This is a genomic window from Paenibacillus antibioticophila (assembly GCF_000455265.1).
GTDB lineage: Bacteria > Bacillota > Bacilli > Paenibacillales > Paenibacillaceae > Fontibacillus > Fontibacillus antibioticophila.
Map to the genome: position 1 here is coordinate 825,156 of NZ_HG005139.1, position 21,356 is coordinate 846,511.

The following is a 21,356-nucleotide window of genomic DNA, read 5'->3' on the forward strand; positions in this document are numbered from 1 at the left end:
ATGGCTCCATCATAGCCGATGGCATCAATAGTATGGATCTCGCTGGGGGTCAGCTTGCCTGCCTGTCCAAAAGAATGGGGCTGCCGTTCAAGCTTTCTAAGCTGCATAATTAAGCGGCCCAAGCTTTTGCTTCCGTGATTGCTAATAGGTTGAGAATGCTCCGATTTATTTTTCATGGCATTTAGTTTAGTATATAAACTTAACGCTGTCAATCGTTGAATAAAGGCACAAGGTCATGCTTTAATCAATACATAGGTGTGAACGCTCTGAAGAGGAGGGGGGATAGGGTTGAAGACATACTTTTTACGGATTGTTCTGCAGCTATTGGTCTGGGCAGCAGCTTTGAGTACATATTGGAGTCATATGACAGCCGAGTATTGGAGACTGCTCGGTGCGGCAGCGTATTTTGCAGCTTTCTTTGTGCTGCCCCTGCTAACGAAGAAGCCCAGAACTACGATGGTCTTACTATGCGTCCTGTCGATCCTCTCGGTGGTCAACCTGTATCCCCTGCACAGTGAGGCCTTTAATCCCTTTCTTTTACTGATTCAATGCATGGTGGTCTGGGAAATAATTCAACGACTATCCCTGTTCTCCGCTATTTATCCTGCTGTGCTTCAGATTGCGGGACTTTGCCTGGTCGCCGTGAGGGCAGGCCTGGAGCCTTCCTCTTGGCTGTTTATTTCCATCTATGTCATTCTGCTGTATTCCGGCGCAGCGCTATATCGGTTAAAGCATGAACGGGAAGCTTTTGCTAATGCAAGATACAACACCTTGATATCGGAGTACAGAAGCTTAAAAAGAAGGCTGGCAACCGAGGAGGATTCGGCGAGACAGGAAGAGCGAATGCTGATTGGCCATGAGATCCATGATTCGGTGGGGCATAAGTTAACCGCACTCCTTATGCAGATCGAATCGCTTCGTTTGAAGGACGGCAATCCGTATCACGAGGAGGTCGATTTGTTAAAGCAGCTAGCCTACGATAGCCTGGAAGAGACCCGTAGGGCCGTAAAAGCCTTCAGGCGTGGAGACACAGGCGGATTGCAGGGAATTATGAGATTGATCCGGAAGCTGGAGAGCGACAGCTTCTTACGCATTTATTTTACCGTCAACCATGGTGCTTTCAGCGCTCCGCTTCATGGGGAGCAGTCCTTCGCCATTTACCGCTCTGTTCAAGAAGCACTGACTAATATTATGAAGCACAGCAAAGCTAGAGAGGCAAAAATTCTATTTGAGGCGCCGGGCGGCAGTGTGTTCCGGTTTGAAATCAGCAACCCGATTACAAATCCTTACTCGTATCAGGAGGGGTTTGGATTAACCTCAATGAGGGAGAGACTGAACAAAATAAACGGGGATTTGGAGGTCTTTGCCGCTTCCGGGCAATTTGTGGTGCGGGGCTGGCTTCAAATTACGGATAGGGGGGAGCCTGATGATTAGAGTATTGCTGGCGGAGGACCAAGTGATGGTCAGGCAAGGCTTGAAAGCGATGCTTGAGACAGATCCGGAGATCAGGGTAACGGGAGAAGCAAATAACGGCCTGGAAGCCGTCGCCCTGTGCGAGCATCATCAGTTTGATGTTGCTGTGCTGGATATTCGCATGCCTGAAATGGACGGAATTGAGACAGCTAGATTTATCCGCGCGCGTTCACCGGAAGTGAAGCTGTTGATGCTGACGACCTTTGATGATCAGGATTATGTCATGAATGCCTTGAAAATCGGGGTAAGCGGATATTTGCTGAAAAACGGAGACACCTCTGCATTAATCCGTTCGGTGAAGAGCGCCTTTGCAGGCGGACTGTCGCTTGAGGATCAGATTGCCGCGAAGGTGGTGCCTGCTCTGCTAGGCAAGCAGGAGGAAGCGAACCAGCCGGATCCGTCGCTGACGCCAAGGGAACGGGCGATTTTGTCTTGCATTGGCGAAGGACTGAGCAACCGGGAGATTGCCGAGCGCCTGGCGCTTTCGATCGGGACGGTCAAAAACCACACCAGTCAAATCCTGGATAAGCTCGAGCTGAGAGATCGGACGCAGCTGGCTATTTATGCTATCAAGCACCATCTAGTATAAAAAGTGACTGAAGTCATGCATACATAGGAATTAGTGACTGGAGTAAGTAGCGGCTCCGGTCTTTTTATTTTACGCTCTAGGAAAATTATAGGGATGCAGGGGGAGTACAGCATGCTGGAGGTATTCAAGCTTTGCAAATCGTATAAGGGCAAACGGGCCGTGGACGAAATTAACCTCTACCTTGATGAAGGGGACTCTGTAGGACTGCTGGGTCCGAACGGGGCTGGAAAGTCGACGACGATCTCGATGATCTCGACACTGATCAAGCCTACGTCTGGCGATATCAAGTTTCATGGAAAAAGCACGGTGGAGGATCCGGCTGCTTTGAGAAAAGTGCTCGGTGTAGTTCCGCAAGAAATTGCATTGTACGAAGAATTATCAGCTTATGAAAATTTAAAGTTTTTCGGGAAGATCTATAAAGTTGAGAAACGCCTGCTAGAAGAACGCATCCAGGATGTACTTGAGCTGGTTGGTCTTAAGGATAGGCAGAAGGAAATCGTCAAGACATTCTCCGGCGGGATGAAGCGAAGAGTGAACATTGGAGCCGCCCTCCTTCATCAACCGAAGATTCTGATTCTTGATGAGCCTACCGTAGGGATTGATCCCCAATCCCGAACTCATATTTTAGAGATGGTCCGGTTAATGAATGAGCGTTCCGGTACGACAGTGCTATACACGAGCCATTACATGGAGGAAGTTGAACAATTGTGCAAACGGGTATACATCATGGACCATGGTAAAATCATTGCGGCAGGCACCAAGGCGGAGCTGATGAGCATTCTTTCCAATGAGGACAAGATCCAGATTCAGCTTGACCGGCCCAGCGCATCCTTTGTCGAGGCGATCAAGGGACTGAAGAATATTCATCACGTGGAGACGAAGGAAGAGATTATCAGTTTTATTACCTCAAGGGGCAGCAACACATTGGGATTGCTGGTTCGTGAAGCCGAGAAGGCAGGCGCCGAATTGATCAATTACCAGGTGGATACGCCTAGCCTGGAGGATGTATTTCTGCATTTAACGGGGCGGACACTGAGAGACTAGGGGGAAATACGATGCTTACTTTTATCTTCAAGGACCTGTTGCTGTTCTGGAGAAATCGCAAGGAGATCCTCACGGTCCTCGTGACGCCGATTGTCCTGATTGTCATCTTAAGCTTTGCTTTCTCCGGTGTTGCAGGAGGAAGTACCAGTCCTCTTGATCTTAAATTGGCTATTGTCAATCAAGATGCGGAAGAGGCAGGGATTAGACAATTTATAGCGGATATCGAGAGGCTTGAGGATCAGACCGCAGCTCAAGCACTAATGGAACACAGTGCAGACATGAAGCCAATTGCCTACCTAGAGCAATATCTGCAACGTCCGGAGGTTGCGGATTGGTTGACGGTCTATGAGTTAAGTGAATCCGAGGCGCTTCAACAGCTGAAGGAGAAGAAGATCGACGGCTGGATTAAAATCCCGCAAGGGTACACCTATGACATGTTGAATGCGATCATGCTCGACAAGGAGGCCTCTGCAGTCAGCCTGCCTTTTGTTGTAGCTGAAAATTCCATGAATGTGACGGTCATTCAAATGATGATTAGCGAATTTTTCGACCAGATGAATTTCCAGCTTGCGCTTCAACATTCGGGAGGCGATAGGACAGCAGCGGAGGCGGTGGCCATGCCGGAGGGTGGCCGCGAAGCTTTGGAGGGTGCCGAGCCGTTCACGATGGGCCAATACTTTACGATGGCAATGGGAGCGCTGTTTTCCCTGTTTATTGCTTCAACCGTAGCCGAGAAGACGGGTACGGAAAAGCGGGAAGAGGTCATCAAACGGATCGTCGCAGCGAATACGAAACCCATGTCTTATTTAATGGGCAAGACTTGCGCTACTTTTGTTTTGGTCTGGCTGCAGTTTTCATTTGTTGTAATTGTATCGCATTTGCTGCTCGGCTTGTTTACGGGAAAGCCGCTCTCCTTTTGGATCGGTCTTCTGTTGATGATCACCGTCTATGCACTGACCGTAGCCGGTATTTCCGCCTTTTATACTTCTATTTCGCTTAGAACAAACAAAATGGATGCGGCTAACGGACTTATCCTGCTCTTTACGATGGCGCTTGGCATTCTCGGAGGGAACTTTGTTCCAATTTATCTATTTCCTGAATGGCTGCAGCGCATCAGCGAATGGACGCCGAATGGGCTTATGCTGTCAACGGTGATCGAGTGGATTCAGTTGGAGAGCGGTACGTCTTTAGGGATGCCTTTGGTTGTACTGAGTCTGGTCGGCATTCTATTTTTATTTGCAGGAATGCTTCTGTATCCGAAAAGAGGTGAAGCCTGATGGGCTCGGTATTTATGGCACAACTTGCAAAGGATAGACGAAATCCGCTGCTCCTTCTTCTCTTTATTGTGTTAAGCATTTTGGCAACCTTGTTGTTTGTACGCGGTGGTCAGAATATGACGACAATCGCTGTCTTTAGTGAGGATGAGCATGGAGCGGCAATCGAGGAAAAGTGGTTGCCATTGCTGAATCGGGAAGGGGCGTATTATCACTTCAAAGTGATGGATGCGAAGCATGCGCGCGAACAGGTGCAGAAGGGGCGAAGCGATGTCGCGGTGAAGCTGTTGGAGCAGGATTATCGTCTGATTGCAGCCTCTGATTCCCCAACAATTCAGCAGGTGGATCAGTATGTACGCAAGATTTATACTCAGGAAATGCAGTTACAGGCTTCCTCCGGCGCCATTAAAGAAGAGAAGCTTAGGGAAGCTGTGAACGAGTACTTGCAGAAGCCTCCTTTTCAACTAACCAAGCAAGGGATCGACGGCAACAAGGTGCAGAGTCATAATATGAGCACACAGCTCATGTTTGCCTTTACGCTCCTAATCTCCCTATTCACGATGGGCTTCAAGGTGAACAGCGTTACGTACGACAAAGTATCCCGGATATGGGACCGAATGATCTTGTCGCCAATCCATAAAACCAGCATGTATCTTGGATATATTTCATACAGCTTTTTCATTTCCTTTTTTCAGGTCGTCGTTGTTCTCATCCTGTTCAAATACGTATTCAAATTTGATTTAGGCCATCACTTCGGATTGATTGTGCTGATCATTGCTATCTTTATTTTCGGGATGATCAGTCTCGCTATGCTCATCACGGGGTTTGTCAGCAAGCCGGAGCAGTTTTATGCGATTTATCCGACTTTTGTTCCTATGATTCCCCTTATTAGTGGCGCCTATATGCCGCCGGGGGTGCTGAATAATCCGGTGCTATCCTTCATCGCGGATTTGTTTCCGATGTCCCATGCGATGGATGCGCTAATGAAGGTAGTCAATTCGGATGCGGGAATCGGTGAGATTGCACTCCAGCTTTCCCTTATACTGCTGATTGGAGTGGTATATATGGGCATTGGCATCAACATGGTTGAAAGAAAATCCGCACGGAAGTGATTCAGGCGGAAGGGAGATTTAAGGCTGCTCTTAGGAGCAGTCTCTTTTTTTGTTAAAAGGTCTATCTTTTCAGGTAAGGTCTTGATATGATAATAGCGCACTTATTAAATTCGTTTAAAAAGTGTTCGGAATCGAGGTGAGCAGGAATGGGCGACAGGATTTCAACACCGAAGGATATGAAAAGGAGTATTTTTCGCGGTATCCGCACAGCGCTGTTGAACTCAGGAAGTGCAACAAAGGTCGAGCTCAGCGAACAGCTTGGAATTAGCTTTCCGACGATCAGCAAGTTTGTCGGTGTGATGGAGAAGGCAGGAGAAGTAGCGGCTGTCGGTCTGGATGATTCGAGCGGCGGAAGAAGAGCCAGACGTTATGCCTACAACCCGGACTACAGGCTGGGGATCACGATGTTTCTGGAGAAGAAGGAAACGCCGTATGCCATCTGCAATGCGCTGGGCGAAGTGAAGGAGAGCGGAAGCTGTTCCGGTGTGCTTCAGGAAGGAATCGATACGCTGACCAAGCAACTGGAGTCTTTGATGGAGCTTCATCCCGGCATTCGTGCGATCTCCTTTGGAGTGCCTGGAGCTGTCAAGGATGGTCGCATCATTCACATCCCCGGGTATGAGAAGTTTCAGGACTTTGATCTGAAGGGATTTTTCCAGGCAAAATTCCGGCTTCCCGTTGCGGTGGAGAATGATATGAATGCGGCTGTGCTCGGTTATTGTGAAAGAATGCGCGTGTCCAATAGCGAGTCCCTTGTCTATTTGTGCTTCGGACAAAACGGGCCAGGGGCAGGCCTATGGCTTAACGGCAGTGTTGTCCGCGGAAGCACGTCTTTTTCGGGAGAAGTGTCGTTCGTGCCTCTCTATGACGGAGGGAATTTTCAACAGGCGATCTCGAACGAAGAAGGTGCCGCTGTCATGATGGATAATTCCAGTGCAATCGATGCGGTGAGCCGGTTGATAGCTTCCTATGCAGCCATGGTGAATCCGAAGGCTGTCATCTTCTGCCGCGACGAAGTCAGCGAAGAGCTTCTGGATGCCATCGCTTCAAGAAGTGCCGCCTATGTTCCAAAAGAGCATCTGCCCGTCCTAGCGGCAAGTGATTGGAGAGAGGACTATTTAAACGGGCTGAGGACGCTTGGCATGAACCTGATTCTCGATGACCATGAAGATTGATGATAAGGATAGGAGTTTTATACGTATATGGGAACACTTTTACTATTGATTATTTACTTGGCTTTTATCAGTCTTGGGCTTCCTGACTCGCTGCTCGGATCAGCCTGGCCTGTGATGAGACCGGAGCTTGGCGCGCCGATTGGGATGGCCGGTGTATTGTCGATGACGATCAGCATTGGCACCATTGTATCCAGTCTGATCAGCGGCTCTGTTGCTCGTCGGTTCGGCACAGGTCCTGTCACGCTTGTCAGCTGTATCCTGACAGCAGGCGCTTTGGCAGGCTTCTCGGCTGCTCCGTCAATCCTTTGGCTGATGGTATGCGCCATTCCGCTTGGACTTGGCGGAGGGGCCGTCGATTCAGCGCTTAACCATTATGTCGCTGCACGCTACAAAGCCCATCATATGAGCTGGCTGCATTGCTTCTGGGGCGTAGGGGCAACGGCTGGCCCGATTATCATGGCCTCCTTCCTGAATGGAAATGCTTCCTGGAGAGATGGTTATCAGGCGGTTGCCGGGATTCAATTTACACTGGTAATCGTTCTGCTAGTATCACTCCCGTTATGGAGACGGCTAGCAGTTCAACAGAGCACTGGGCTGGGAGACACATCCACTGAGGGGCCCTCTCTGTCTGGCAACAGCGGAGCAGGAAAGCCTCGCCTTAAGAGTGTTATGTTTGCTTTGGCTTGTTTCCTGTTCTATTGCGGGGTTGAGACAACAGTAGGCCTGTGGGGCAGCAGTTACCTGGTCAAAATGAAAGGGCTGGCCGCCGACCAAGCCGCACTCTGGGTTTCTCTGTACTACGCGGGAATCACCATCGGGCGTTTCATTACCGGCTTTGTTACGTTCAAGCTGACAAATCGCCAATTGATCCGCACGGGACAAATTACGACGTTGGCAGGCACATTATTGCTACTGCTGCCGCTTCCGGCCGGTTTTTCATTATGCGGACTGCTGATAGCCGGATTGGGACTCTCTCCGATCTTCCCCTGCATGCTGCATGAGACGCCTGTCCGATTTGGCGAAGCGAGAGCTCAGAAAATTATGGGTTATCAGATGGCTATGGCCTATACAGGCAGCACCCTGCTGCCGCCGCTGCTTGGCTTGCTGGCCGGGTATACGACAATCGGAATATTTCCATTCTTTATCGCAACATCTGCCGCCGCCATGCTACTTTTTTCGGAACGTCTCAACGTATTTTTCGGGAAACAAAGCACAAGCCGTAACTCAATTTAACCACATAAAGATAGGAGTGCTCTTATGAAAACAGAGAAAGAAAAAATGATTAATGGTGAGCTCTATATGGCGGGAGATCCGGAACTGACACGGGATAGATTGAACGCTCGCAAGCTGACTCGCCTGTTCAATAATACCATTGAGACAGATATGGATCAGCGTACAGCGCTGCTTAGCCAGTTATTAGGCTCGACGGGGGAGGGGGCGTATATCGAACCCACTTTTCGTTGTGATTACGGCTATAATATTTATGTCGGCAAAAATTTTTATGCCAATTTTGATTGTGTTTTTCTGGATGTTTGTGAAATTCGGATCGGAGACAACTGCTTTATTGCGCCGGGTGTTCATATTTATACCGCAACACATCCGCTTGATGCCGCTGAGCGAAACTCCGGAGCCGAGTTCGGCAAGCCGGTGAATATCGGTCATAACGTGTGGATCGGCGGTAGATCCGTGATCAACCCCGGTGTGACTATCGGCAACAACGTTGTCATTGCCTCGGGTTCCGTGGTGACGAAGGATGTTCCAGATAATGTAGTCATTGGAGGCAACCCGGCTAGAGTCATTAAAACGATTGCTTAATCAGGAAAGGAGCCTCATGCATGACAAATGCAGGCGCAATGAATAACCCTGTGCAGATCATTAATCTGCCCATTGAATTCGAGTATTATGGACAAATGTACTCGATCTGCCCCAGCCTAATAGTGTATAAAGATGAACTGACTTTGGTGGATACCGGCTACCCTGGATTTCTCGATCGAATAGAAGGCGAAATATTGCAGAAGGGGTATCATCCAGACCAGCTAACCCAGATCATTATTACGCATTACGATGATGATCATATCGGTTCCTTGCATGATTTCAAGGAGAAGCATCCCGCGGTTAGAATCATTGCAAGCGAGTGGGAGAGCAGGGCTATAGCCGGAGAGGTCAAGTCGGAGCGCTTGCGCCAAGCCGAACAATTGCTGGAGGAGATGGATGAGCAACAGGCGGAGTCCGGACGGGAGTTCATTGAGGAATTGAAGGGGTTAAGAGCGGCTTCAGTCGATTTTCTCGTCAAGGACGGGGATCGCCTCATGGATGGGCATTGCGAAGTATTAGCTACGCCGGGTCATACGACAGGTCATATTTCTCTGTATTTTCCAGAGCTGAAAAGTGTGATTACGGGAGATGCGGCTGTAGTGGAGGAAGGTGAACTGGCCATTGCGAATCCTCAGTATTGTATGAATCTCGTCCAGGCCGAGCAATCCTTGCGCTTATTGAAGAGTCTTGATGCCAACACGTATTATATTTACCATAGTGGAATTTATCTCAGGTGAGTCGGCGGCTTTCCGCCGGCTCAAAAAGCAGGTTAGTTATTCCGGATCATTTTTTTAAAATAATGCTTGACTCTGTTTTTTAAAATGGATATACTATAAAAGTCCCCTCGAAAATCAGCCTTTTAAAAAGCCGATTTCGAAGAAGCACAAATGGTGCAGGACAAGCTTATATTATGGATCGTTAGCTCAGTTGGTAGAGCATTCGACTCTTAATCGACAGGTCCAGGGTTCGAGCCCCTGACGATCCATTCTTCGAAAAGTCAGCAGAGATGCTGGCTTTTTTTGTGTGCTGTTGACAATTCTGAGAATTTGCCATAGTATGTATAACAATTCCAAAATTGAAATGTCGCGATTAGAAATAGTAGGAATTCAGGACTTTCGCAGAGAGCCGTTGGCAGGTGGAAAACGGCAGGTCCAACATTCTGAACTCGTCTATGAACTGCTGCCTGACAATGTAGGGTATGCCGGAGTTCCACCGTTATCGGGATAGATGGTGATGGCCATCGAACAAGATGATTCTGCTTTTGGCGTAGAATCAATTAGAGTGGTACCGCGGGGTAAGCCTCGTCTCTAGCTATAGAGACGGGGCTTTTTTGTTGGCTGAATTCCGGGTTCAGCCGCCTCCGCTTCACATAAAGGATACTCCAAAACAGGAAGGATGAAGGATTGTGAGTCGAAAAATTTGGGTGCTTGATACGACTTTGAGAGATGGAGAACAGGTTCCTGGAGCGAAGCTTAATGTACAGCAGAAGTTGGAGTTCGCCCGTCAGCTGCAGCAATTGCATGTCGACATGATTGAGGCAGGATTCCCGGCTTCCTCTGCCGGTGATTTTCAAGCGGTACAGGAGATCGCTCGTACGGTTAGGGGGGGGATTTCCGTAACAGCCCTTGCAAGGGCCGTTAAGAATGACATTGACAGCGTATACGAGAGCATCAAGCTGGCTGAGAATCCATTCATCCATATCGTGCTTGGCACCTCGAATATTCATGTGGAGAAGAAGTTCAGCCGTTCAAGAGATGCAGTGCTTGAGATGGGGGTAGAAGCCGTTAAGTATGCCCGTACGCTACTGCCTGAGGTCCAGTATTCTACGGAGGACGCCTCCAGATCGGAATTCGAATATTTGTGGCGGACCATTGAGGCTGTCGTCAAGGCAGGAGCGACGATAATTAATATACCGGATACAGTCGGGTATGCGGTACCGGAGGAATTTGGCGAATTGATCCGGAAGATCCACGAACGTCTGAAGAATCTCAATGACCGCGTGATGCTCAGTGTTCATTGTCATAACGATCTGGGAATGGCAACCGCGAATACACTTAGCGCCATAAAAAACGGGGCCGAGAAGGTGGAGTGCACCATCAACGGACTTGGTGAACGGGCCGGAAATACTTCGCTGGAGGAGATTGCAATGGCGCTGAAGGTAAGGGAATCGTTCTATCAGAGTCATACGGATCTGAATCTGAAGGAAATTATGAGAACCTCACGCCTGCTCACTTATCTGACCGGATTGGATGTTCAAGTGAACAAGGCCATTACGGGTGAGAACGCTTTTGCCCACTCCTCGGGTATTCACCAGGACGGTCTTCTGAAGAACAAGGAGGTCTATGAGATCATGTCGCCGGGGGATGTTGGAGTAGAGAGCATGGAGCTCGTATTGACCGCAAGATCCGGCCGCCATGCTTTCAAGCATGTAATGGAGAAGCTGGGCTTCTATGCCGGATCTACGGACGAATTCGAAGGGCTGTTTGCCGCCTTTCTTCGCATGGCGGATGACAAGAAGGAGGTTTACGACCATGACGTATTTGCCTTGTTGTCGGCAGCGCGCAAGCAGTCCGGAGGAAGCGGTCATCTGTATGAGCTGGAATCGCTTCGGGTCGTTACAGACGATGAAGCTCCAACGGCAACCGTTAAGCTGAAGAGAGAGGGAGTCAGTCTGGAGGATACCAGAAGCGGAGACGGGCCGATCGACGCTCTTTATGGAACGATCCGGGCCTTGACCGGCTTGGAGATTGAACTGCTGGATTACAAAATTAACAGCATGTCGCGGGGAAAAGAGGCGCTTGGCCGGGTTCACATTCGATTGAAGCATCAAGACAATATTTATACAGGTAAAGCTATGGACACAGACATTATCAAGGCGAGTGCCCAGGCCTTCATCAACGGCATTAATGCAGTGCTGCTGGATACTTCGGAAAAAGAAGAAAAAGCCCCCGCAGGTGAGTAGAATAAGCATCGATTCTGCAGGGTAAGACAAACAAGCATGCTAACTTGCCGGCTCACTACTCCGGATCGATAGCTGTTATGCGTTCTGCAGGGATGATGACACGCCTTCCCTCCTGATCCATTAACTCAAGGAAATCGGGCTGAACAGAGAGCAAGGTTCCTTGGATTTTCTGGTCAAAGGCTTGGACAGTGAGGGACGTGCCGACCAAGCTGTGGAGCCGTTCCCGGGTTAACGGGAGCGGAAGAATGTGAGCTTGGACGGTTTCCTCCAAATGCTCCACACGATGTTCCAGCAGCTCGATTCTTGCACTCAAGATACGGACACTTCGGCGGGCGGACTGATACTTGCCGGAAAGCATAGCATTCATGGGCATCACCTCCTCTCATTGAATGGTAATGTCCTAGCCATAGAAACTGCTAGGGACACTATACTATATGTGTGCTAGTTTCATAGGGTTCGTACAATAGAGAATTGAGTCATCCTGGCGGGTATGCTTTAATAGAGGCAAACATGAATCAAGCTGCAGGAGGAAAATACCAGATGATTCAACCTGACCTCATACAAATGCCGGGCGAATTTCCGATGACGGTCTCCGTGTCCAAGGGGGTCAGCCCTTTGTTTCAACGGCTGCACTGGCATCGCGCACTGGAGATTAATCTCATTACCTCCGGGATGGGGACATATATCATCAACGGACAGGAATATCAGTTTGCAGCGGGTGATGTATTTCTGATCGATTCCCACGATCTGCATCGGGCATATGAGGGAAAGGATCTGGAAATGGTCGTGATCATGTTCGAGCCGTCCCTGGTCAGCTCGGAGCATCGTTATAATCCGGAGATAATGCTGCCCTTCAGACAAACAGGGAGCCTTTTCCCGAACAGGATCACGGCTGATCAGATCGAAGCCGCAAATGCCGGGTTAAATGAGTACATTTTGAGAATGCTGGAGGAATATCAATCGGAGCAAAGCTCGCGCTATTCCGTGCTGCATGGCTGCTTGCTGCTGCTGCTGGCAGAGGTGCACCGCCATTTCCGCCAGCCGGAGACAGCGGAAGTCCGTCCGGCTGTCAAGCATCTGGAGATGATTCGCGAGTCGATTCAGCGAATGGTAATCGGATCTGGAGCGTGCATGGACACTCTCCGAATTGGCGGAGCAAGCCCATCTCAGCCCATCCCGGTTCAGTGCGCTTTTTAGCCAGGCAGCGGGGATGTCACCTATGAACTATTTGTTGCAGTTGAGACTCGATCACGCTGTTCAGCTCCTGGAGCAGAGCTCGCTCAGTATTCTGGAAATCGCTGATCAGTCGGGCTTTCGGAATCTATCCAATTTCAACCGGCTATTCTTACGTTACGTGGGCAAACCGCCAAGCGCAATGCGCAGGAAGCTTCAAGGAAAAACCTCTATGAGTTGAAGCAAAGAAGTTACGTAGAAAAGGCATATAGTACGGAGTGTTAAAGGGGCTGTCCCCAAAAATCTTAGCTCTGACGAAGTGCCTGCTTATGTTGCTACAGACTCCCTGTGGGCGAATCAAGGGCGCATTTGCAGGAAAATGTGCAATAGCGGCAAAATGTGCAGTAGCAGAAAACAGTTGAACATTAGATGGCGAGTTGGATGGGCAACGTATGAGGTATGCTTACACTTATGCCCTGGCTACTCCGCCTTTGCAGTTTGCACGTGCCTATTCCGAAGCAGCATAGCAATAACTGCACTGCTATTAACTTGCCTCCCTGCGGCACGCAAGCAGGAGACTCCATGCAAGCCTGCGCGATTCACTTTACGCACAGCCCAATGGAACACTGGGTGCTTGGAGTTGTGCCCAGTCGCACTTGCTTGGCCTTACGCAGAACGCGAAACTTCGTTATTCGACTAGGTATTCCAGTCTTGTTCCGAGCTTAACTCATTCCGCTTATTCAGGTTCATTCTGGCACGCTCCAGTGAAATTTCTTACCTTAAATTCTTCATTCGGCGCTCGAACTCAATTTTAGTGAATAAAATTACCTTAGATCTCCAGTAACTAGTTAAACCGACGGTATAGCCAACTTTAAGCGAAAGAATTTCACTATATCCGCATTTCCATCATTTCACCTAAATTTAGAGTAACTTTTTTCACTACATGCGTATGACCCGTATTTACGTGGGTCGATCAACTGTCGTTATTCAATCTCCACACCGCACATTAGGAGCTTCGCGTAGTGTGATGTCTGCATGATGCACAGGGCAGCTTGCGCAATCCGCTTTATGCACGACGTCAATGGCACAACGTGTTATCTTCATAAGCGTGTAATGCGTACTTGGTCGGCATTATTAGCTATTAAAGTGCATTCGTAGCATATAAATGATGAACTAAAACCTGCGTTAAAAGGCTTATTACAATCAGAGAAATCCACGAACAACAGCGATCGAAAGCAACCTTCACACGTTACCCAGAAACGCAGAAACACTCTTTAGACGGTTTTATGATAGCAGTGATTTTCAGTAAGATCATATTATAGTTCAGGACTATTGCAGAGGAAATGCAGTAGTCCTTTTTTGTATGCTGGGGGAAGAAGGAGCGATGCATATGAACTATTATATGGGCGTGGATGCGGGAGGCAGCAAGACACATTGTCTGATCGTGGATGCAAGCGGAGAACCGTGCGGTGTAGGAATCTCCGGCAACGGCAACCATCAGACCAATGCCAGAGCGGAGCATGAGATTGCTGCGGCGTGCGCTCAAGCGTTGAATGAAGCCGGCTTAAGGCAAGACGAGATCGCCTTCGCTTATTTCGGCTTGGCCGGGGCCGACCGGGAACCCGATTACAGAGTGCTTCGTCCGATGATTGCGCGGCTGCAGTACCCCAGAACTGAGATTGCCTGCGACACGATGATCGCTATGCGAGCGGGCAGCCAAGCATCGCATGGGGCCGTCGTCATTAGCGGTACGGGCTTCAATGCGGCTGCCAGGAACCGGGACGGCCAAGAGCTGCAATATGGCGGGTTTGGCTATTTGTTCGGTGATGGACAAGGCTCGGGCAGAGACCTGGCAAACCTGTCATTTCGCGCGGCGGTAAGGGCGTGGGACCTTAGAGGGCCACAGACTTTATTGCAGGAGCTGGTTCTGAGAAGCACTGGCTTCAGCAGTATTCCTGAGGTGTTGGATGCAATGCTGGATGAAGGCTATGAACCCCCGTTGCAGCTGGCGGAGCAGGTATTTATTGCAGCCGAAGCGGGAGATGCGGTGGCTGAAGGGATTCTGAGAGAACAGGGGACAGAGCTTGGCAATGCGGCCGCGGCTTTAATCCGCCGCTTGGATATGGAGGAAGATCACTTTGATTTGGTGCTTGGCGGGAGCATTCTCTCCAAGAGCCGAACCGATCTCATGCGGGAATCGCTTGCGAAGCGGGTTCATGAGACGGCCCCAAATGCCAGAATACGGCGCATTGTAATGGAACCGGTTGTTGGTGCGGTGCTTAGCGCGATGGATCGGGATGGATATGTGCCGCAGGCTGAGGTGGTAGAATGCCTGAAGAAAATTATGATCGCGGATAGGAAGGGAGAACAGGAGTCATGAAGGATCGCAAAGGGATAAAAATTGCTGTTATCGGAGGCGGGTCATCTTATACGCCGGAGCTGGTTGAGGGGTTGATTCAAGGCTATGAGGAAATGCCGGTCTCGGAGCTATGGCTGGTCGATATTGAAGAAGGCCGGGAGAAGCTGGAGATTGTAGGGAACCTGGCCAAGCGGATGGTCCGCAAGTCCGGCCTGCCCATTCAGATTGAATTGACCCTGGATCGGAGAGAGGCGATACAAGGTGCAGATTATGTGACGACTCAAATGAGGGTGGGTCAGCTGGAAGCCCGCAAGCGGGATGAGCATATTCCGATTAAGCATGACGTGATCGGCCAGGAAACGACAGGACCCGGGGGGATGTTCAAAGCGCTGCGAACCATTCCGGTGATTCTGGATATTTGCAGGGATATCGAGGAGCTCGCACCGAATGCCTGGATGCTGAACTTTACCAATCCGGCAGGGATGATTACGGAGGCAGTGATGAAATACTCGCAGGTCAAAACTGTGGGACTGTGCAATTCCCCGATCAACTTCAAGAAGTCCTTGGCCGAAGCCTATGGAACCTCCGAGCATCAGGTGCTCCCGGAATTTGTAGGCATTAATCACCTGCACTGGGTAACCTCGGCACTGGTGAACGGGAAGGAGAGAATGCCGGAGCTCCTGGCTGGAAAAGGGGAATACAACGCGAAGAATGTACCGACATTAGGCTGGGATCTCGAATTTTTGCAGTCCCTGCACGCGGTGCCGACATATTATTTGAAATACTATTATATGACGAATGAAATGCTCCAAGAGGAGAAGGAAGCACTTGAGAACAACGGGACACGTGCCGATGTGGTCAGACGCGTGGAAAAGGAGCTGTTCCAGCTGTATGCTGATGAAAGTCTGCAAGAGAAGCCGAAGCAGCTCGAGCAACGGGGGGGAGCCTACTATTCCGAGGCGGCCGTCCAGTTGATGAAGTCGCTCTATCTGGGCCGGAACGATATCCAGACCTTGAATGTGCCTAATGGAGCGATCTATGATTTCCTGCCGGAGGATGCCAGTATTGAAATTAACTGTGTAGTTACCGCTGCCGGACCTGTTCCTTTGAAGCCGATGCACGTGCCTGAAACCATAAAGGGGCTGCTGCATGCTGTTAAGACCTATGAGAGTCTTGCGATTGATGCGGCCGTCAGCGGAGACCGGGGACTGGCCTTGCAGGCGCTGGTTCATCATCCGCTAGTCCCGTCGGTAACGGTAGCGAAGGTGCTGCTGGAAGAACTGCTCGAAGCTCATAAGCCTTATTTGCCGAAGTTTTTTGCATAATAGATCATGGTCTGCCAGGATCCGTCTCCTGCCAATCCTCCTCTTCTGCTGTTAGATGGCGCATGCCGTCTGCGGTGGAAGAGGAGTTGTTGTTATGATATATTTTGTACAAAGGGGTGATTACCATGATTAAGCATATCGTATTATTTAAGCTTAAGGACCCGAGTGCGGAAAATATCGAGCATACGGTTTCGGTATTACGGGGATTGAATGGAAAGGTTGAGCAGCTAAGAAGTCTAGAGGTCGGAATCGATGTCATAAAGTCGGCTCGTTCTTATGACATCGCTCTCATCGCGGAATTCGATTCGCTGGAGGACCTGGAAGGTTATCAAGTGCATCCCGAGCACAAGAAGGTCATCGAGCATATGTCCCAGGTTAGAGAAAGCCAGGTTGCTGTCGATTTTGAATATTGATGAAGGAATCGCCTACTCTCTGATATAGGAGGCCCAGACAACGATGTATTATGTTGACCGAAGTCAGATCGAGCGCAGACTGGACTTGCTGCCCCGAATTTCTCAAGTTCTAGCGGAAACTGCAGCCGCTGATGAAGATAAGCTAATGCTGCGGTTTGCCGAGGAGCGGGCGCTGCATCTGGCTATTGAAGCTATAACAGATGTGGGCAGCTATCTAATTGATGGTTTTATTATGCGGGATGCGAGCAGCTATGAGGACATCGTTGAGATCATGCGGGATGAATCTGTTATCGATCATGAGCTGGCCTTGCAGCTTACCGGGCTGGTCCGGCTAAGAAAACCGCTCGTTCAGGAATATGTGGATTGGGATCGCAGTCATGCGCATGAATTGTCCGCAGCTTTGCCGGGGGTGCTTCGTGCTTTTTCGATCAGAGTGAAGGCTTATTTGGATCAGGAAGGTATCCAGGCGTATATAGGTTGAACTACAGAATTTTACGTTCTGGGGACAACGTGTGAAGTGTGCTTACGATCGCTGTTGTTCGCGGATTTCTCTTATTGGACTAAGTTCTGGCAAGGTGAAAATCCACTCACAAAGGCGAACACTCCGTTTCATCAGCTCACTTCACACTATGACCTTTCTACGTAGCTTTTATAGTTTCAGCTTATATAGTCATTTATTTTAAAATAGGTGTGTCGGGACAATCCCACATTGCTTATAATACAATATCGATATAGGCATTCGCCCTGACAGAAGCATCTGTGCGAACTGGAGCTGTATATGGGCAAAGGGCCGAACAAGGAGAGATGAGACGTGAGTAACGGAAAGAAGGGCTGGATTTGGGGAGCGGCGATCGGTACGATTGTCGGCTCGGTAACTGCATTGTTGTTTGCGCCGAAGGCGGGCCGTGAGCTTCGCAAGGATATTGCGGAGGGAGCGCGTCAAGTCGGAGAGAAGACCCAGGAAGTGGCAGGAAAGGTTGGAGAACAGAGCACGCAGATCGCCGGAATCGTGAAGGAAAAGGCCGAGGATCTCGTTCATGAGTTCCAGACCTGGCGTGCTTCGAAGGCGGAGAGCAGCGAGGAAGCGCAAGAAGCGGCTCAAGAGGATCCGCTTGCATTGGAGGCGGCCGATGGACCATCCGGCGAAGCCGATGAGGCAGCTCAGTCGGAGGAAGCGGTGTCCGAACCAACGGAAGAGCCGGCAGGCGCCGAGGCAGCAGCTGCGGATGAAACAGATAAAGAGTAAGGTATGTTTCCCGAAAAAGCCGGGACAGGTGCATCGACCTGTCCCGGCTTTTGCTGTACTATCCTTTCCAAATAGGGCTTATGGTTGTACCCCACTTCTATTTGGGTTAAGATTTAGGTACGCTTGGAGCGGGATTGACATAATGTAAGGAAGAAATCATAAATGCAAATTTTCAATGAAGGAAGCGGTATGTTCGTGCAGCAAGCCATTGCCATATTGGACTCCGGCGTAGGAGGCCTTACTGTCGTCAAGGAAGTCATGAGACAGCTTCCGAGAGAGAAAATTATTTACTTTGGAGACACCGCGCGTGCGCCTTATGGACCTCGTTCAGCAGAGGAAGTACGCCTGTTTACCGAGCAAATTGTAGATTTTCTGATTCAATTTAATCCGAAAATGATTGTGATTGCCTGTAACACAGCTACTGCGGCAGCACTTGGCTATATCCAGTCCAAGGTAGCGATCCCGGTGATTGGCGTGATCCATCCCGGTGCGCGCGCTGCGATAAGCGCGACCAAAACGGGAAAGATCGGGGTTATCGGCACCTTGGGAACGATACGAAGCGGTGCCTACTCATCGGCACTGAAGGAGCTGAATCCGACTCTTGAAATCGTCAGCGAGGCTTGTCCGACGCTCGCTCCGTTTGTCGAGCAAGGGCTTTATGAGACGCCGGAGGCCGTCGAGGTTGTAAGGGATGCATTGAAGGAGATCAGTCGGTATTCCTTGGATTGTCTGATTCTGGGATGCACGCATTATCCTTTTTTGAAACCGGTGATTCAGACTGTGATAGGCTCGTCCGTAAAGCTGATCAACTCCGCTGACGAGACGGCAAGGGAGATTAGCACGATCCTCCATCAGAAGGGCAAGCTGGCCCGTGGCAGCGAGCTGCCGGTTCATCAGTTTTTTTGCAGCGGAGACCCGGAAATGTTCCGGCAAATTGCCTTGCGGTGGCTGGGCAAGCAAATCGAGCTCACTCCGATTGTGTGGCAAATCTCCAGCCCAACCGCATAGGACGGAAAAACCTTTGGACAGAGCCTTCTGCCAAAGGTTTTTTGCACATATGCCCATTAAAAATGCGATTAAAAAATCAGCTTTCAGCGCCAAGAAGGCTGCGAGAACCTGAAGAAGGAGCCATGACCTGCATCGCACCCGGAAGCGCGGAGGCGGTGAGCGGAGTAGATGCGACAGGCTCCCCATCGCCCAAGGCAAGCCTTGGCAGGCTGCTGTGGACGGTAATTTCCTGGCCGCGAAGCATCGTCACGAAGGACAGTCGGGTGTGCTTGCCGAAAAGCACGGTCGGGAACAGCAGCAGCAATTTTAACCGGGAGCAGTTATGAACAATACATATATCCAGCAGTCCGTCATCCGTTCTTGCTTCAGGGCAAATGGCCAGGCCGCCGCCATAGGTGGTCACATTGTTGACTGCGGCCAGCCAGGCGGAGGAGAAGGAATGCTCTTCTCCATCGCAGCTTACCGTCAATGCGGAGGGACGGAAGGAAATCAGAGTATGAAAGATTCCGATAATATAAGCGAGTCTTCCCATTCCGAGCCAGTTGCAGAGCTTCTTATAATAGCTCTTGTTGACGTTATTTGCGACTTCGGCATCGAAGCCGACAGCCAGCGCGGTCAATGTATTTCGTCCGGAAATGGAGATCAAGTCCGCCGAGCGGGCGCGGCCCTTCAGCATGACATCCAGGGCCGCTTCGGTGTTTCTCGGAATGCTGAAGCCCCTGGCGGTATCATTGCCTGATCCTGCAGGGAATACCGCTAGCGGAACTCCCGAATTCTGCATAGCCGGCAGCAGGCTGTGGATCGTTCCATCACCGCCAACCACACCGACGGCCAGCCAGTCCGCGCGCTCGGTCAGCCGTTCTTTCAGGTAAGCTTGAGCTTCCTCTGGGCTTTGGGTAAATGTATACTCATAAGGAATATTCCGTTTGTGGAGTACGGTCCGGATTTTGTCCCAGACCCGGCGGGCTCCTCCGTTTCCTGATTTAGCATTAATCACAAATAAATACATGTCGGTTCCTCCAATTATGCGGCTGCTTCTGGCTCAAGTGTAAATCAAAACCGAGCTAGAATGGAATCATTTTTATTTTATTATTGAACAACATCTAAAAAGGAGTAAAACTATGCAATGGATTGCGATGCTCACCATGCTGATTGACCATACAGGCCTGCTGTTCTTTCCGGATGAAGCGATCTGGCGGATCATCGGCAGAATTGCTTTTCCCCTGTATGCCTATGCGCTTGTCCAGGGCTACAGACATACCTCGAACTTCCGCAATTATATGCTGAGGTTAGCCCTGATTGCAGCGATCTCGCAAATTCCCTATCAGCTGGTGCTGAAGCCAGGCGGGCTCAATGTGGTGGCGACGTTGCTGGTCTCGTTGCTGATCTTGAAGCTGCTTGAACGGATCAGGCCGGGCGCTGTCTCGGTCCTGGTGATTGCCCTGTGCTGCCTCGCAATGGAGGTGCTTCCTTTCGATTATGGAGCATATGGACTGCTTCTCGTGCTTATATTCAAATATGCGCGTTCCTCGCAGCTGCTGCTGATGCACCTGGGACTCAATTTGATTTATCTTGCGGCTTATGGCTGGTTGATCCAGATGGCAAGCCTGGTCGTAACGCTTCCGATTGCTTATGGAGGGGGGATGTGGCGTAAAGTGGAGGCAAGCCGGGCTCCGGCATGGCTATGGCGCTCGTTCTATCCGGCTCATCTGTATATTCTCATGTTCGTAGTGTACGGAATGCGCATCCTGGCTCCTTAATGGAGCATCAAGGAGGGGGACTTGTGCAAATACGGGGAGATTCGTCTGTGCAATGGCCGGGAGAATCCATTGTTCGACTGGAGCAGGAGGGGTATCGCAGCGGTATGTATTTCAGCCAACTAAATCGGCTTCTGGAGAAATATAGCGATATCCTTACCGTTGAAGCTTTTGGGGAGAGTGTTCTGGGAGAGCCGCTTCGGGTGGTTCGACTTGGAACAGGAGCGGTGCAGGTCCATATGAATGCGGCCGTCCATGCTAATGAATGGATTACCGCACCGCTTCTGCTCCGTTATGTGGAGGAGCTGGCCGCACGGAGGCTCGCAGGCGGTGCGCCGGAATTGGACGCCGTGACCCTGTGGGCGGTGCCGCTATCCAATCCGGACGGCGCAGACCTGGCGCAGGACGGCATCCCGCCCGGCTGTGCCTGGGCGGAGCAGCTCGCCGCGTGGAACGGCGGCAGCAGGGATTTCCGCCGCTGGAAGGCCAATATCCGCGGCGTCGATCTTAACGACCAGTTCCCGGCAGGCTGGGAACTGGAGCGGGAGCGCCGGGGCGTGGCAGGCCCGGCGCCCCAGGACTATGGCGGGCCGCATCCGCTCTGCGAGCCGGAGGCGGCCGCCCTGGCCCG

Annotated in this window: 22 protein-coding genes, 1 tRNA gene, 1 pseudogene and 1 other annotated feature; of the genes and pseudogenes, 21 read left to right on the forward strand and 3 right to left on the reverse strand. The window is 50.5% G+C overall.

Annotation, left to right across the window (positions count from 1 at the left end; all coding sequences use genetic code 11):
• Positions 1-176 (reverse strand): annotated as a pseudogene (locus TX85_RS27250) (MarR family transcriptional regulator); the annotation flags it as partial.
• 112 nt (positions 177-288) lie between these two features.
• Between TX85_RS27250 and TX85_RS03615 the strand changes: the two are divergent.
• The 11 genes from TX85_RS03615 (at position 289) to TX85_RS03665 (ending at position 11,444) form a co-directional block, all read left to right on the forward strand.
• A complete protein-coding gene (locus tag TX85_RS03615) occupies positions 289-1,434 on the forward strand; it encodes a sensor histidine kinase (RefSeq protein WP_044477764.1) in 1,146 nt (381 codons plus the stop codon).
• Entirely contained in the window at positions 1,427-2,062 is a 636-nt protein-coding gene (locus tag TX85_RS03620; protein WP_044477765.1) for a response regulator, read from the forward strand. Before TX85_RS03615 ends, TX85_RS03620 begins: the two co-directional genes overlap by 8 nt.
• A 111-nt stretch (positions 2,063-2,173) precedes the next feature.
• Positions 2,174-3,106 carry an ABC transporter ATP-binding protein gene (locus TX85_RS03625; RefSeq protein WP_044477766.1) on the forward strand — a complete coding sequence of 311 codons (933 nt, stop codon included), beginning with the start codon at positions 2,174-2,176 and terminating at the stop codon, positions 3,104-3,106.
• An 11-nt stretch (positions 3,107-3,117) separates the two neighbouring features.
• A complete protein-coding gene (locus TX85_RS03630) occupies positions 3,118-4,383 on the forward strand; it encodes an ABC transporter permease (RefSeq protein ID WP_044477767.1) in 1,266 nt (421 codons plus the stop codon).
• 14 nt (positions 4,384-4,397) lie between these two features.
• Positions 4,398-5,492: an ABC transporter permease gene (locus tag TX85_RS03635; RefSeq protein WP_233500596.1), complete on the forward strand. Its 1,095-nt coding sequence runs from the start codon at positions 4,398-4,400 to the stop codon at positions 5,490-5,492.
• Positions 5,493-5,638: 146 nt separating this feature from the next.
• Positions 5,639-6,667, forward strand: coding sequence for an ROK family transcriptional regulator (locus TX85_RS03640; protein WP_044477769.1), 1,029 nt, complete (start codon positions 5,639-5,641; stop codon positions 6,665-6,667).
• Between the two features lie 27 nt (positions 6,668-6,694).
• Positions 6,695-7,900: an MFS transporter gene (locus tag TX85_RS03645; protein WP_044477770.1), complete on the forward strand. Its 1,206-nt coding sequence runs from the start codon at positions 6,695-6,697 to the stop codon at positions 7,898-7,900.
• A gap of 24 nt (positions 7,901-7,924) precedes the next feature.
• Complete coding sequence (gene maa / locus TX85_RS03650; RefSeq protein ID WP_044477771.1) at positions 7,925-8,482, forward strand: maltose O-acetyltransferase; 558 nt, start codon at positions 7,925-7,927, stop codon at positions 8,480-8,482.
• Between the two features lie 50 nt (positions 8,483-8,532).
• Positions 8,533-9,219, forward strand: a complete 687-nt coding sequence (locus tag TX85_RS03655; RefSeq protein ID WP_044479774.1) for an MBL fold metallo-hydrolase — start codon at positions 8,533-8,535, stop codon at positions 9,217-9,219.
• A 175-nt stretch (positions 9,220-9,394) separates the two neighbouring features.
• Positions 9,395-9,467: transfer RNA gene (locus TX85_RS03660), tRNA-Lys, on the forward strand.
• A 91-nt stretch (positions 9,468-9,558) separates the two neighbouring features.
• Positions 9,559-9,794 (forward strand) — a binding site (T-box leader).
• A gap of 93 nt (positions 9,795-9,887) precedes the next feature.
• The gene (locus TX85_RS03665; RefSeq protein ID WP_044477772.1) at positions 9,888-11,444 is read left to right on the forward strand and encodes a 2-isopropylmalate synthase; all 1,557 of its coding nucleotides are present in this window, start codon (positions 9,888-9,890) and stop codon (positions 11,442-11,444) included.
• 55 nt (positions 11,445-11,499) lie between these two features.
• Here the strand turns inward: TX85_RS03665 and TX85_RS03670 are convergent, their stop codons facing one another.
• The gene (locus tag TX85_RS03670; protein WP_044477773.1) at positions 11,500-11,811 is read right to left on the reverse strand and encodes a DUF2642 domain-containing protein; all 312 of its coding nucleotides are present in this window, start codon (positions 11,809-11,811) and stop codon (positions 11,500-11,502) included.
• A gap of 173 nt (positions 11,812-11,984) precedes the next feature.
• Between TX85_RS03670 and TX85_RS03675 the strand changes: the two genes are divergently transcribed.
• The 8 genes from TX85_RS03675 (at position 11,985) to racE (ending at position 18,968) form a co-directional block, all read left to right on the forward strand.
• Positions 11,985-12,641 (forward strand): AraC family ligand binding domain-containing protein, encoded by a 657-nt coding sequence (locus TX85_RS03675; protein ID WP_049894776.1) that lies wholly within the window; start codon positions 11,985-11,987, stop codon positions 12,639-12,641.
• Positions 12,592-12,858 (forward strand): helix-turn-helix domain-containing protein, encoded by a 267-nt coding sequence (locus TX85_RS26215; protein WP_158297296.1) that lies wholly within the window; start codon positions 12,592-12,594, stop codon positions 12,856-12,858. The genes TX85_RS03675 and TX85_RS26215 overlap by 50 nt, the downstream gene beginning before the upstream one ends.
• Positions 12,859-14,007: 1,149 nt before the next feature.
• Positions 14,008-14,997 (forward strand): N-acetylglucosamine kinase, encoded by a 990-nt coding sequence (locus tag TX85_RS03680; protein ID WP_044477774.1) that lies wholly within the window; start codon positions 14,008-14,010, stop codon positions 14,995-14,997.
• On the forward strand, positions 14,994-16,301 hold the full coding sequence (locus tag TX85_RS03685; protein ID WP_044477775.1) for a 6-phospho-beta-glucosidase: 1,308 nt from the start codon (positions 14,994-14,996) through the stop codon (positions 16,299-16,301). The genes TX85_RS03680 and TX85_RS03685 overlap by 4 nt, the downstream gene beginning before the upstream one ends.
• A gap of 125 nt (positions 16,302-16,426) precedes the next feature.
• Positions 16,427-16,714 carry a Dabb family protein gene (locus tag TX85_RS03690; RefSeq protein ID WP_044477776.1) on the forward strand — a complete coding sequence of 96 codons (288 nt, stop codon included), beginning with the start codon at positions 16,427-16,429 and terminating at the stop codon, positions 16,712-16,714.
• Between the two features lie 43 nt (positions 16,715-16,757).
• Positions 16,758-17,195, forward strand: coding sequence for a DUF86 domain-containing protein (locus tag TX85_RS03695; protein WP_044477777.1), 438 nt, complete (start codon positions 16,758-16,760; stop codon positions 17,193-17,195).
• 330 nt (positions 17,196-17,525) lie between these two features.
• Positions 17,526-17,960 carry a YtxH domain-containing protein gene (locus tag TX85_RS03700; protein ID WP_044477778.1) on the forward strand — a complete coding sequence of 145 codons (435 nt, stop codon included), beginning with the start codon at positions 17,526-17,528 and terminating at the stop codon, positions 17,958-17,960.
• Positions 17,961-18,149: 189 nt separating this feature from the next.
• Positions 18,150-18,968, forward strand: a complete 819-nt coding sequence (gene racE, locus TX85_RS03705) for a glutamate racemase (RefSeq protein ID WP_187375150.1) — start codon at positions 18,150-18,152, stop codon at positions 18,966-18,968.
• A gap of 76 nt (positions 18,969-19,044) precedes the next feature.
• Here racE and TX85_RS03710 read toward each other — a convergent pair whose 3' ends face one another.
• The gene (locus tag TX85_RS03710) at positions 19,045-19,977 is read right to left on the reverse strand and encodes a diacylglycerol/lipid kinase family protein (protein ID WP_044477779.1); all 933 of its coding nucleotides are present in this window, start codon (positions 19,975-19,977) and stop codon (positions 19,045-19,047) included.
• A gap of 112 nt (positions 19,978-20,089) precedes the next feature.
• On the opposite strand from TX85_RS03710, the gene TX85_RS03715 reads away from it, so the two are divergent.
• Together TX85_RS03715 and TX85_RS03720 are read left to right on the forward strand one after the other, a co-directional pair.
• Positions 20,090-20,728: a TraX family protein gene (locus TX85_RS03715; RefSeq protein ID WP_044477780.1), complete on the forward strand. Its 639-nt coding sequence runs from the start codon at positions 20,090-20,092 to the stop codon at positions 20,726-20,728.
• A 23-nt stretch (positions 20,729-20,751) separates the two neighbouring features.
• On the forward strand, positions 20,752-21,356 hold a 605-nt coding region (locus TX85_RS03720), incomplete at its 3' end, for a M14 family zinc carboxypeptidase (protein ID WP_262362608.1).

What these genes read in the sequence shown, in the direction of transcription:
- TX85_RS03620 (WP_044477765.1), top strand. Translation starts at nt 1,427, where the DNA reads ATGATTAGAGTATTGCTGGCGGAGGACCAAGTGATGGTCAGGCAAGGC.
- TX85_RS03625 (WP_044477766.1), top strand. Translation starts at nt 2,174, where the DNA reads ATGCTGGAGGTATTCAAGCTTTGCAAATCGTATAAGGGCAAACGGGCC.
- TX85_RS03630 (WP_044477767.1), top strand. Translation starts at nt 3,118, where the DNA reads ATGCTTACTTTTATCTTCAAGGACCTGTTGCTGTTCTGGAGAAATCGC.
- TX85_RS03635 (WP_233500596.1), top strand. Translation starts at nt 4,398, where the DNA reads ATGGCACAACTTGCAAAGGATAGACGAAATCCGCTGCTCCTTCTTCTC.
- TX85_RS03640 (WP_044477769.1), top strand. Translation starts at nt 5,639, where the DNA reads ATGGGCGACAGGATTTCAACACCGAAGGATATGAAAAGGAGTATTTTT.
- TX85_RS03645 (WP_044477770.1), top strand. Translation starts at nt 6,695, where the DNA reads ATGGGAACACTTTTACTATTGATTATTTACTTGGCTTTTATCAGTCTT.
- maa (WP_044477771.1), top strand. Translation starts at nt 7,925, where the DNA reads ATGAAAACAGAGAAAGAAAAAATGATTAATGGTGAGCTCTATATGGCG.
- TX85_RS03670 (WP_044477773.1), bottom strand. Translation starts at nt 11,811, where the DNA reads ATGAATGCTATGCTTTCCGGCAAGTATCAGTCCGCCCGCCGAAGTGTC.
- TX85_RS03675 (WP_049894776.1), top strand. Translation starts at nt 11,985, where the DNA reads ATGATTCAACCTGACCTCATACAAATGCCGGGCGAATTTCCGATGACG.
- TX85_RS03680 (WP_044477774.1), top strand. Translation starts at nt 14,008, where the DNA reads ATGAACTATTATATGGGCGTGGATGCGGGAGGCAGCAAGACACATTGT.
- TX85_RS03685 (WP_044477775.1), top strand. Translation starts at nt 14,994, where the DNA reads ATGAAGGATCGCAAAGGGATAAAAATTGCTGTTATCGGAGGCGGGTCA.
- TX85_RS03690 (WP_044477776.1), top strand. Translation starts at nt 16,427, where the DNA reads ATGATTAAGCATATCGTATTATTTAAGCTTAAGGACCCGAGTGCGGAA.
- TX85_RS03695 (WP_044477777.1), top strand. Translation starts at nt 16,758, where the DNA reads ATGTATTATGTTGACCGAAGTCAGATCGAGCGCAGACTGGACTTGCTG.
- racE (WP_187375150.1), top strand. Translation starts at nt 18,150, where the DNA reads ATGTTCGTGCAGCAAGCCATTGCCATATTGGACTCCGGCGTAGGAGGC.
- TX85_RS03710 (WP_044477779.1), bottom strand. Translation starts at nt 19,977, where the DNA reads ATGTATTTATTTGTGATTAATGCTAAATCAGGAAACGGAGGAGCCCGC.
- TX85_RS03715 (WP_044477780.1), top strand. Translation starts at nt 20,090, where the DNA reads ATGCAATGGATTGCGATGCTCACCATGCTGATTGACCATACAGGCCTG.